Origin of the sequence: Clostridium grantii DSM 8605 (assembly GCF_900129965.1) — a bacterium.
In the GTDB taxonomy this organism is placed as follows: domain Bacteria; phylum Bacillota; class Clostridia; order Clostridiales; family Clostridiaceae; genus Clostridium_AF; species Clostridium_AF grantii.
Window position 1 is genome coordinate 21529 of sequence record NZ_FQXM01000026.1, and the last position, 12785, is coordinate 34313.

The 12785-nt window shown below is 28.4% G+C and carries 9 protein-coding genes; 1 reads left to right on the plus strand and 8 read right to left on the minus strand.

Annotation, left to right across the window (positions count from 1 at the left end):
• Positions 1 to 112: 112 nt before the first annotated feature.
• The 4 genes from BUB83_RS17175 to BUB83_RS22260 all read right to left on the minus strand — a co-directional run bounded on the left by BUB83_RS17175 (position 113) and on the right by BUB83_RS22260 (position 4163).
• The gene (locus tag BUB83_RS17175; RefSeq protein WP_073340043.1) at positions 113 to 1408 is read right to left on the minus strand and encodes a methyl-accepting chemotaxis protein; all 1296 of its coding nucleotides are present in this window, start codon (positions 1406 to 1408) and stop codon (positions 113 to 115) included.
• 416 nt (positions 1409 to 1824) lie between these two features.
• The gene (locus BUB83_RS17180) at positions 1825 to 2448 is read right to left on the minus strand and encodes a site-2 protease family protein (RefSeq protein WP_073340045.1); all 624 of its coding nucleotides are present in this window, start codon (positions 2446 to 2448) and stop codon (positions 1825 to 1827) included.
• Between the two features lie 74 nt (positions 2449 to 2522).
• Positions 2523 to 3116 (minus strand): methyl-accepting chemotaxis protein, encoded by a 594-nt coding sequence (locus tag BUB83_RS22255; protein ID WP_200801498.1) that lies wholly within the window; start codon positions 3114 to 3116, stop codon positions 2523 to 2525.
• A gap of 3 nt (positions 3117 to 3119) precedes the next feature.
• Positions 3120 to 4163 carry a methyl-accepting chemotaxis protein gene (locus tag BUB83_RS22260; RefSeq protein ID WP_200801497.1) on the minus strand — a complete coding sequence of 348 codons (1044 nt, stop codon included), beginning with the start codon at positions 4161 to 4163 and terminating at the stop codon, positions 3120 to 3122.
• Between the two features lie 257 nt (positions 4164 to 4420).
• On the opposite strand from BUB83_RS22260, the gene BUB83_RS17190 reads away from it, so the two are divergent.
• Positions 4421 to 5188, plus strand: a complete 768-nt coding sequence (locus BUB83_RS17190) for a 3'-5' exonuclease (RefSeq protein WP_073340046.1) — start codon at positions 4421 to 4423, stop codon at positions 5186 to 5188.
• Positions 5189 to 5312: 124 nt separating this feature from the next.
• Here the strand turns inward: BUB83_RS17190 and BUB83_RS17195 are convergent, their stop codons facing one another.
• From BUB83_RS17195 to BUB83_RS17210, 4 genes are all read right to left on the minus strand, one after another.
• Entirely contained in the window at positions 5313 to 7070 is a 1758-nt protein-coding gene (locus BUB83_RS17195; RefSeq protein WP_073340047.1) for a methyl-accepting chemotaxis protein, read from the minus strand.
• 217 nt (positions 7071 to 7287) lie between these two features.
• Positions 7288 to 10098, minus strand: coding sequence for a VWA domain-containing protein (locus tag BUB83_RS17200; protein WP_159434111.1), 2811 nt, complete (start codon positions 10096 to 10098; stop codon positions 7288 to 7290).
• 11 nt (positions 10099 to 10109) lie between these two features.
• Entirely contained in the window at positions 10110 to 11912 is a 1803-nt protein-coding gene (locus BUB83_RS17205) for a BatA domain-containing protein (protein WP_073340049.1), read from the minus strand.
• The gene (locus BUB83_RS17210; protein WP_073340051.1) at positions 11909 to 12784 is read right to left on the minus strand and encodes a DUF58 domain-containing protein; all 876 of its coding nucleotides are present in this window, start codon (positions 12782 to 12784) and stop codon (positions 11909 to 11911) included. Before BUB83_RS17210 ends, BUB83_RS17205 begins: the two co-directional genes overlap by 4 nt.
• Position 12785: the final 1 nt, after the last annotated feature.

Here is a 12785-nt window from a genome sequence, read left to right on the forward strand (position 1 = left end):
TTTTCATTTTAATATATATTAGATTTAAATTATTTTATGCAATTAAAGATACAAAATAAAAAAGTAGCTAATAATTAGCTACTTCAAATCTATATTATAAAATTCAACTTATTTAATATTTTCCAAAATCATCATCACTTAAATTAATATTCTTTGGAGATTGATTATTCATATTATCTAGCATCTTTAAAACATTTGGATTAATATCAACCAACTCATTGTTTGCTGATTTTAAAGACTCTTTCTTATGCTTTTTTAATTTAAAAATACTTGCATGTTCTTTTAATAAAGATGCTTGTCCAGAAAGTTCTTCACTTGCTGCTGCTGTTTCTTCTGATGTAGCTGAAGTTGTTTGTACCACATTAGCTATTTGAGCTATCCCTAAATTAACTTGTTCCACTCCTACAGCTTGCTCGCTAGAAGCATTTGCTATATTTCCAACTAAATCTGCTACTTTTGAAACCCCGTCAACTATTTTATTTAAAGCATCTGCTGTAGCGTTAGCAATTTTGCTTCCATCCTCAACTTTATTTATAGATCCCTCAATCATCTCTGTGGTTTCTTTAGCAGCATTTGCAGAACGCGCTGCAAGATTACGTACTTCTTCCGCAACTACTGCAAAGCCTTTCCCATGTTGTCCTGCTCTTGCCGCTTCTACCGCAGCATTTAAAGCCAATATATTTGTTTGAAAAGCAATATCATCTATAACTTTTATTATCTTTGAAATATTATTTGAAGACTCATTTATATCGCTCATTGCTTGTAACATTTTTTTCATTTGAATTGAACCTGTTGAAGCATTATTTTTAGCTTCTTTAGCATATTCTTTAGCGTTTTTAGCGTTATCAGCATTAAGTTTTGTTTGGGAGAATATTTCTTCCATAGATGCAGTTAATTCTTCAATGGAGCTTGCTTGTTCAGTTGCTCCTTGAGAAAGAGCCATACTTGAGTTTGATAATTGGTTTGCACCAATTAAAACTTGATCTGATGACAGGTTTATACTTGTCATAACTTCATTTAATTTATCTGTCATTTTTTTAAAAGAGTTCATTACTATTCCAAATTCATCTTTTCTATTAGAAAATGTTTCTGGCAATTCTTTTGTAAAATCAAAATTTGCTAAAGATTGTAATTGTGTTGAAACACCACTTAAAAACTTTCCTATATTTTTCGAAAGAAAGAATCCAATAATTGATGAAGATATCACATTTACAGTAATCATAATTATCATTATGGAATTTGCAGTATTTATTACTGTTTTTATAACCTCTGTTTCTTCTCCCGCTAATTTTAATTGATTAACGATGTTTGATATACCTGCTACTACAACTAAAGAACCAATTAAAGTTGAAAGAAAAAAACAAATAGTTATTTTTCTTCTTGTATCTAATTTGTTAAACCATGACATAATATTTCCCCCTATTTTTTTATATTCAAAATTGTACTTGACTATTAAGTGATTTAAAAAAATACTTAACTATTAAACTTGATCTTCATTCTATAGGTATCCCAGTTCATCTATTAAAAATTAAATTATAAATCATTTTTTAAATTTAATCTTTAACTATACTATATATATATGATAAAGTATTCCATTTATTTAGTCAATAATTATTATTACAAAAAATATCAACAAAGGTAATCTTTCGACATTTTAATCGTTAGAGGTATCCCAGTTCAACTATTAATTTATACGTGTCCAAAACTCCTAGAAACATGGAGATTTTGTACAAGTATAAATTAAGTTTCACAGTGGGATCCCTATAGATTACCTTATGTATTAAATATTAATATAAGTTATCATTTTTCATCACAGACTTAGCTTCAGAAAAAAATTCCAAGCAGAAAATTATATATAGCAATAATTGGTGGCATTATTATAAGATCTAAAGCACTTGTTATTATTAAAATAGGCAACAAAAATCTAGTTAAATTATTCAATGTAGAATTAAAATTTGTTTCTTTTAAGTTAAAAATATCACTAAAAATATGTGCTCCATCTAATGGAGGTACTGGTAAAAGATTAAACACAAATAATACTATGTTTATCCAAACCCCGTAGCTGAGAAAATTCATTATGACTTCATGTAAATTACTATTCATCACACTTTGCGGCATTAAATATGCTATCTTCATGATAATTAAAAAAGATATGGCTATTAGTAAATTCATTAAAGGACCCGCTAAAGAAACTAAAATATGATCTCTTCTTTTATTATTGAAATTATCAGGATTAACTTGAACAGGTTTTGCCCAACCAAAGCCAGCAAGGATAATCAGTAAAAGTCCAAAAATGTCCATATGTACAAAGGGGTTAAGTGAAAGTCTTCCTTGAAATCTAGGGGTCTCATCACCTAACCAAACAGCCATTCTTGCATGAGCAAATTCATGAAAAGTAAACCCTATTAAAATACCAGGTAATAAGTACACAGTTTGAAGTAATTCCATTTATTTCTTCTCCTTATTTTGCGTATATCTTACTATTAATTAATATAGAATCAATACCACATTTATTATCAAAATCAATATTTACCAAATTCTTCATTCGTTAAGTGAATTTCGTTTGAATTAGTTTCACTTAAATTTGTTTTATTTTTAATTAATGATTCAGTCTCATTGTCTCTGAATTTAAATGTAGCTACCTCATTCTTTAATAATTCAGCTTGATTAAATAATTCCTCACTAGCAGAAGCTGTTTGCTCTGATGTAGCCGAAGTAGATTGTACCACATTTGCTATTTGATTAATACCTTGATTTATTTGTTCTACTCCAGAAGATTGTTCATATGAAGCCGTTGCAATATTCTGTACCAAATCGCTGGCTTTTGTCACATCAATAACTATTTCATTAAGCGCCTTAGATGTAGCATTTGCAATTTTAGTACCATCTTTTACTTTCTTTATGGAGGTTTCTATCATTGATGTTGTTTCTTTTGCTGCATTTGCAGATCTAGCTGCTAAATTTCTTACTTCTTCTGCAACTACTGCAAATCCTTTACCATGTTGTCCTGCTCTGGCTGCTTCTACTGCAGCATTAAGTGCAAGTATATTTGTTTGAAAAGCAATATCATCAATAACTTTTATTATTTTAGAAATATTATTTGATGAATTATCAATTTCTCACATAGCTGACAACATGGCATTCATTTGTTTATTACCTTTATTTGCATTTTTCTTAGCTAATTCCGCAACTTCTTTTGCCATATTTGCATTTTCAGCATTTTTTCTTGTTTGTGTAGCTATTTCCTCTATGGAAACAGTCAATTCTTCAATGGAACTAGCTTGCTCCGTAGCTCCTTGAGATAAAGAAGAACTTGAATCTGATACTTGTTTAGATCCTGAAGCTACTTGTTCTGAAGATACATTTATATTTCTTAAAACGTGATTCATATTTTCTGCCATTCTAGTAAATGTTTTTGCAAGATTTCCAAACTCATCTTTTGAATCTATATCAATATGAATATTTAAATTACCTTTTTCTATTTCATTTGCAGATAGCGCTAATTTTTCTATAGAAATTCTTATAAATCTAGTTATAAGTATTCCTAAAATTAAAATAACGACTCCACCCGTTGCAATTAATACCAACATTCTTTGAATTGTTGCATCAAAATTATTCGAAATATTTTTTTCTAACAATTCTGCTTCTACCATATTTTCCTGTACAAGAGCATCTATATCATTATTAACTTCTGCAGCCATGGGATTTAACCTATTAGTCAACTCTGTTGCTGCTTCATAATCTTCAGTTTCCAAAAGCTCCAAAAATTCCGTTGTGAATTCAGTATATGAAATAATATCCTCTTTAAATTCACTCAAAAGATTTTGTTCATTTTCCGACAAATCATTTTTCTCGTAATTTTCAAGTAAAACGTAAGATTCTGACGTAATAGTTTCAATATGCTTTCTCTCATTATCAAATTTATTTAAATCTCTATCTATAATCATATCTTTTGAAACAACTTGAATAATTAATAAATTTTTTTGAATACTAGTTAGATATGATATCGGTAATAGCTTTTCTTTATAAATAACTTCAGCGTCATTATGTGATTCTTCCAAATTTAGATAAGCCACTGTTCCAATAAGTATAATAAAAAAAGCCATAATTCCAAAGCAAATAATTAATTTAAATCTTAATTTTAAGTTTCTTAGCCACTTCATAAATTTCCCCCCAATTGTTTAATAAATATTAGTTTTTCTTTTAATTTATCACTTTTTTAAATAAAATTATTACTACAATAAATATACTACTATATTTTTTTAATAAAATCCATGATTAACTATAAACAATTAATATATATGTTCTCAATTATATAAAAAATAATTTTTTTCCTTTTATTTATGGTAAAATAATCATATATTCATTATGAATAAAATGTTTACTCAAAATATTAGTAGTAGAAAGAAGTGTGTATATCTTGAATTATATAGTATTCGATTTAGAATTTAATAGTGGATTTAATGAAAATAAAATCACAGTCCCTGAAACAATAATTAAACAAAAGAGACATTGCTTATTCGAAATTATTCACATAGGAGCTGTTAAGCTTGATGAAAATTTTAGAAAAATTTCAGGATTCAATGAACTAGTTAAACCTCAAATATACCATCGAATAAATCCTTTTGTAGAAAATCTCACCGGAATTACCATGGATAGTTTAGCGAATGAAAACCACTTTAATGTAGTTTATAATAACTTTCTTCAATTTATGGGAGATTCTACTAGTGTATTATGTGTTTGGGGCCTTTCCGATATAAAAGAATTATTTAACAATGTGGAATATTACAAATTAAACACTACCAAACTTTCTAAAGAATATATTAATGTGCAATTCTATGCTTCAAAATATTTTAACTATCCAAAGGGAACTAATATAGGTTTAAGCAAAGCTGTTGACTTACTTAATATAGAAAGCAATAATAACTACCACAATGCTTTTTATGATGCTTGTTATACATCAGAAGTATTAAAGAAGATTTATAATGATACATTTAAGATCGATACCTACTGTTATTCTAAAAACTTTACCCCCAAAAGTAAATCTAATTCAAATAGCAAAGTTTGTGAAGAAGCCTTGTTTAATCAATTTGAAAAAATGTATCATAGAAAAATAACTACCGAAGAAAAGTCTATGATCAAATTGGCATACATGATGGGTAAAACAAATCAATTTACAACTAACTGATTTGACTCTTATACATTTTCATATTTATAATATTTAATGTCCTGTTTGAACTTTTATCCTTTAATAAATACTATAAACACCAAAAGCCAGTAAAATTTTTTACCGGCCATAAGTTTTTTAACTTTTAATATTTTCCGAACTCCTCATCACTTAAATGTATTATTCTATTTTTTGATGAACCCTGCTTTTTATCTACACCATCAAGCAATTTTGAGTTATCCTGGTTTAACTCTTCCATACTTTCATAAGCTGAACTTTCATAGATAGCATTATAGTTATCTTTTTTTAACTTAAATGTACTAACTTGCTTTCTTAACATTGCAGCTTGTGCAGATAATTCTTCACTAGCTGCAGCCGTTTCTTCTGAAGTAGCAGAGGTACTTTGAACAACATCAGTTATTTGTAATATTCCTTCATTAACTTGACTTACACCAATAGATTGTTCATTGGATGCTGAGGCAATATCTCCCACCAAATTAGCTGCTTTTGCTACCTCGTCTACAATTTTGTTTAAAGATTCAGAAGTATTTTTAGCAATTTTTGCTCCTGTCTCTACTTTATTTATTGATCCTTCAATCATGGTTGTGGTCTCTTTTGCGGCATTAGCAGAGCGTGCTGCTAGATTTCTAACTTCCTCAGCAACTACTGCAAATCCTTTTCCATGTTGTCCAGCTCTTGCTGCTTCAACTGCTGCATTTAATGCTAATATATTTGTTTGAAAAGCAATTTCATCAATAACTTTAATTATCTTTGAGATATTATTTGAAGATTCATTAATGTCTGTCATGGCATCAAGCATTTTTTTCATTTCAGTATATCCTTGTTTAGCATTTTCTTTTGCATTTTCTGCTATTTCTTTAGCTTCATTAGCTTTTCCCGCATTAAATTTAGTTTGAGCTGAAATTTGCTCCATAGATGCAGTTAACTGTTCTACTGAACTAGCTTGTTCTGTAGCCCCTTGTGCTAAAGAAATACTTGAATCAGCTACTTGCTTAGAACCTGATGCCACTTGTTCTGAAGCTACATTAATATTTGATAGTACTCCATTCATATTATCAGACATTATAGTAAATGCAGTAGCCAGTGACCCTAATTCGTCTTTTCTTTTAATATTCAAATCAATATTCAAATTTCCTGTAGCTATTGTATTTGCAGCATCCAATATTTTTTTAATTGGATTGCTGATAGATTTACTCATGAAAGAAGCAAGCATGTACCCTATAAATATTGAAACTATCAACACAATAAACAAAAGAAATACTGCATTTTTGTACTGACTTTCAATTACTTCTTTTTCATTAGAAATAAAGGTTTCAATATCATCTATATAATTTCCTGTTCCAATTATCCATCCAAATGGCTCATATAATTTTACATAAGCTCTTTTGGGAAGTGGAGTATCTCCCCCTGCTTTAGGGAAAAAATATTCTGAATAACCTTCTCCAGATTCCTTAACTATATTAATAAAATTTTGAATATATTTATTACCTTGTTCATCGGTTGCATTGATTCTATTGGTACCTTCAACATCTTTCTTTCCTAAAAGTACTACATTAGTACCTTCTAAAGTATCAACCCAAAAATACCCATTTTCTCCATATTTAGCGTTTCTAATCATATTAGCTGCAATTATTTTTCCTTCATCTTCCGTTATAATCCCTGCATCTATCTCATCATAAATACCATCAATTTGAGATACAATAATTTCTACTTGATTTTTAATCTTATCATTATAATTTTCATTTAAAATTTCCTTTGTTTGAGATAGTCTTTCATCATTGTTCTTGTTAAGTATAAATAAAGTAGCTGAACTAATAATAGCTGATACTAACAAAACGTTTAAAATAATGACAAAAATAAATTTTCCTCTTATACTACGCATTATATTCCCCCTAAAATTACTGTGTTTTTCTAAAATTCATCAAATGTTTAATTAAAAACAAAAGTATATTAATAATTTTGATTATATCAAATACTTAATTAAATCTCAATGTATTTTTGTTTAAATGTTTACAATTAAAAGGAAACCACTTATTAATCAATGCAAGTGGTTTCCTTTTAACTAAATGTTAAATTCATGTGAATTATAGAATATCTTCTTATTTCTTCTTTTTATTATTCAATAAAGCATCGGTATTTAATAATCCATTACTTTCTTTTTTTGTTTCTTTAATTTTTTCCTTCATTTCTTTTTTCTCAACTAATTTTTTTTCAGATAACTTACTTATTTCCATTTCTTCGACAACTTTTTCAACTTCCTTTGATTTTCTTTTATCTTTAATGTTTTTATTTTTAAGCTCATCAGTAAAGCTTTTATTTACAATAATCTTTTCTTTACTTCCAGATTTATTCTTATTTTTTGCTAGGTTCTTTAGTTTTTGCTGAAATTTTTCTACTGGAGGATTTAATCTTCTAAAAGCTATATCAAGAATAAAAAATATTAATGCTATTATTAAGAAAATATTAGTTAAATCTTTTTTACCTTGAACCTTATCTAAATTACCTTGGAATACTTCCTGAGGTTCCTCAATAAATTTTCCATCAATGGCTTTAACTAAATCATCTAAAACAGCACTAGTATTTCCAATATTATATTCTGGTGAATATGGGAGATTAACTCCAGCTTTGGCTGTACTTAAAATTTCATTTCCATTTTTCTGAATACCTTTTAAGATATAAACCCCTGTATCATTCAAATCCATTTCTCCACTATATTCTCCCGGAGAAGAAGGATATAATTTCACAGTTTTCTTTTCCATGGAAGGGGTTAAAACTTCAACTTCTGTATCCACTACAGACTCCAAATCTTTTGTGGTAAATTTGATTTTTGCTTTACTTCCATCTAGATTTACTTCCATATTACTATCAGAACTTTCATAATTATCAATAGTCCAGTTAATGATATTTTGCCACAATTTCATATTATTTTCCCAAGATATATAATTCGAACTCCATTTTCCGCTCATGTCAGAGTTCCAAGCAATAGTTTTTCCAAGCCCATATCTCCACATAGTAAGTATTGGATCTTCTTCACTACTTTTCAAAACCACTTGTGCAGTATCTTTTGGAGATGAACCTATATATCCCAAAAGATTTGGAAGTCCATTATCAGCAACTCCAGATAAAATAGAACTATAATTTTCAATAACCGGAGTAAATTCCTCATTGTTTAAATAAGTTCTTGATGCCATAAAAGCCTCTTTAGCAAATATTCTTGGAACATTTGTTGCTTCATCTGAATAATAGTATCTTCCATTTCCCTTTTTTGCTATATTTTCTAGTAGTACTGTATCCGACCCATTTCCAATAGCTACAGTAGAGATGGTTATCCCATCTTTATTCATTTCCTCAATAAGCTCCTCATATCCTGTTCTTTCTGCTTGCCCATCCGTCAATAAAATTATATGCTTAATTTTAGCATTACTTTCTTTTAAAGATTCATAAGCTTCCTCAATAGCCGGTAATATACTGGTTCCACCACCTTCTCTGATTGTACCTATATCTTCCGCTATTGCTTCTTTGTTTTTGATTTGTTGTCTTTCTACAACCCAAAATTGACTATCATCAAAAGTTAAAACTCCTATTTCATCTTGTTCTCTTAAAGCATCTAATGTTCTTGTAGCCGCTTCTTTTGCAAGAGCTAATTTTGCTCCAGACATACTTCCTGATTTATCTATAACCAAATTAAGTGCCATACTAGGAATTTCTTTTCTTCCCCTTAAATCCATATAAACAGGAAGTATTGTTTCCAAAGGGGTTTCAAAATATCCTCCTAATGCAAAAGAGTTATCTCCACCTACAGCAACAAAGCCGCCACCTATATCTTTAACATAAGATTCTAAAATATTTAAAAATTTATCGCTAAGATTTTCAGCAGATACATTGCAAGTGATAACACTTTTATATTTTGATAGATTTTCCAAGGTTGTTGGTAAACTTGAACTTCTTAATAAATCATACTCTATTCCTGAGGCTTGCAAAATTTTTATTATTTCATTTGCTTCTCCCTCATTATCTTGAACCACAAGTATTCTTGGTCTATCCTTTATATCAGTAAAAGCAGTGGCTTCATTATTCTTCACATTAGTATCATTAACCGCATTGATAGTAACTTTATAATTTATGAATCCTCCTTCAATAGCAATATCCTTAAATACAAATTTATTTTCTCCTTTATTTAACTTTACTTTTTCTCTTAACTTGCTTTCCTCACCGCTAAATAAATTTATCTCAGCATCAGTATTTATAGTGCTGTTAATTGTAACTACCACATTAAATTCTCCACCAATACTTAAATTTTGTGGTAAATCAATACCTTCAACAGATACTTCTTCTCCTGTGATTTTCTCTACTTTTTTCACCTTAAAGTCAATACCTTTTTCTTTTAGTAAAGCAGCCATACTTAAAATATTTCCACTATTTTCTTCTCCATCAGTAATTAATACTATTCTCTTTTTTGTATATTCAGGTATAATGGAAAAAGCAGAATGAATTGCAGTTTCAAAGTTTGTATATATGCCTTTTGGTGTGCTTTGAACACCAGAAAAAGAAAAATTCTTAGATATAAAACTATCCACTATAGCCTCTTCACCAAAAGCTGTCACTCCTATATAATCATTTTTATTTTTATATTTTATGGAATCTTTTATAAACTCATCTATTTGATTTTTTTCCGTTTTTACACTATCAGATAGATCCGCTAGAAATATAGTGGTTATTTCCTTTGAAGTCCATTTAATAGCCATATTACTTAAAGCAAGTATTAATAAAATAGCAATTGTGCACCTAAAAAAAAGCATAATTCTTTTTCTTAATTTATCAACTCTTAATTTTCTACTTATATAATAAATGAATATCAAACTTAAAGGTATAAGAATTAGTACCCACCATCTTTGAATTTCAAAACTCAAATTAAACCCTCCTAACTTCTCAAATAAACCCACCATTCACCCAATAAAATCATCAAGGCCAATAAAATAAGATAAGGTTGAATACTAAAAGCTAGTCTTCTAATGTCTTCATAATTTTGGGCTTTATTTTCTTGAGATACTAATTCCTTATTGATATTTGATTCTTTTTCAGCAGGAAAATTAACTGAAAATAAATTTTCTATGTTTTCCGACTCAATATTTTGAATTAATTTATATACACCAGGTTTGGCTGTGTCATCAAAATCTTTTATTGGATATTCTAGGTCTAAACCTTCTTTTTCATTGTTAGGCTTTATAATATACATGTCTTTTACTTGCTCAATAGCATTAATCTTAACTTTTTCCCCACAAAAATAGGAAATTCTATCACTAAAAGAAGCACCTAAAAAATAGTTTGTTATATTATTTATGAAAATTGGAAACTCAGCTATTAAAGGAAAATTACTATTATGCAAATCAAAAGCTAAAACTCCAATATTTCTACCTTTGTATTCACCAACAAAAGCAACTGATGAATCATTAACTTTAATAATTGATTTGCCCCAATATGGAAATTCAATATCCTTTATTTCTGATATAGAAAAATCAGCTTTTTCCATATATTTTGTCACATTATTTTCTTCTATTTCCGCTACTCCCCCTGAAAGATTTCCCCTAACCGCATAAAATTCTGAGTTTCCTTCAGGATTTATAACAAATATACTTCCCTTGTGGGGCATTTTTTCTGGAATCATGCCATCAAAAATATATAAATCATAATTATCATCTACGCTATTTATATCTGTGGTTTTAAAAAGCTCAAGATTATTAACTGAAGATAAAGATTTTTCAATAAAAAGATTTTTATTTGTTACAAGTAGGGCTTTCTTTGTTTTTGGTTGATTTATTACATAGTATCTTCTGTTATCCTCAATAAGCCCATCCTTTTCACTAATTTCCGCATAAATTGCTTTAGTATTATTCAACACCATTTGAAAAATCTCAGTTTTTGTTTCTCCTGCTTTAATATTCATATCCTTAACATTTAATAAAGTATCATTAATATCATATATAGCAAGTTCTCTAGTAACATCACTATTACTTCTATTTGTCACTTTCACCAAAACTTTTCCTTCATTCTCCGCTAAAGTAGCTGCTATATAATCAACACTTACATTATCCTTTTCCAAGGCCAAACTTACAAACTCTCCATTGATATCACTTAGTTCTACACTTGAATCGCTAAAAAATATTGCTTTATAGCTATCATATTGTTTTCCTATGGATTTTACTAAACTCAAGCTTTCGTTGATGTCAGCACTAGAATTTCTTGTTTTTAAACTTTTTATACTATTAATAATTTCACTGATATCTGAGGAATTGGTCAAAAGAATTTTTGCTTCTTCCTCCATTGAAATAATTGAAAATTTACTTTTCTTAGGTGCAGTTTTTACTAAGTTTATTGCTTTATTCTTGGCTTCTTCAAATCTGGTATTTTCATTATACAAAGCGCTCATACTTCCGCTATTATCAATAACAATAATATAATTATTAGCAGCTATTCCTTTAAAATTTATGTATGGGTTTGCTAGTGCAAAAACCAAAAAAATAATTGTTATTAATTGCAACAATAAAAGTAAGTTTTTCTTTAATTTTTGCCAAGGAGTATTCACTTCCATATCTTTAAGCACTGCATTCCACAAATATATGCTTGAAACTTGCTGCTCATTATATTTTTGTTTTAGAATATACATAAGGATTACAATAGGAATTAAAAGTAAAAACCAAAGAAAACCACTTGTAAGTAACGTCATCTTATCACATCCAATTTAATCAAGTTTTCAAAAACAACTTTTTCAATTTCATCATTCGAACTCACAAATATATAGTCAGCACCAAGTTTTTTGGAAAACTCTTTTATATTATTTGAAAATTCTTTTAAATGATTTTTATATTTATTTAATAATTGAGAAGTAATAAATATATTCTTTGATTCTTGAGTTTCTGAATCTATTAATCTAATTTGCCCCTGAAGTTCCGGGTTTAACTCTTCGTTTGATAAAATATGTATTAATATAACTTGTTGTTTTTTAAAAATTAAATATTTCACTATTTCTTCTAAATTTCCTTTTGTGAAAAAATCAGAAATAATTATAGCCACTCCTCCAGCATAAAAACTTTTCTTTTTTATAGATTCTCCAATATTTGTGTTTCCTTCAAATTTTATTTCTTTTAAATAATTAATACAACTATTAAACATATTCCTACCCATAAAAGTGGTAGAATTACGAAAACTAGAATCTTGAATATTATTTATACATACTCTATCGTAATTATTTAAAGATAAATAACTTAGAATTGCAGAAATTTTCAAAGCTTGCGTACTTTTTTTTAATTCTCCATAATCCATTGATTTGCTACTATCTATAAAAATATTTACAAAAGCTTCTCTTTCCTCCATGAAAATCTTTACAAAAAGCTTATCAAATCTTCCATAAGCATTCCAATCGATTCTTCTAAAGTCGTCTCCCATAGTGTATTCTCTGAAATCAGAAAATTCTACTGAACTTCCTTTAGCCTTTGATTTACGACCTCCAGCAGCGCCTTCTTTCATAAGCATTCTTACATTTAGAGATATATTTTCTAATTGCTTAAAAAAATCCCCATCAAATATTTGATCCTTCAAA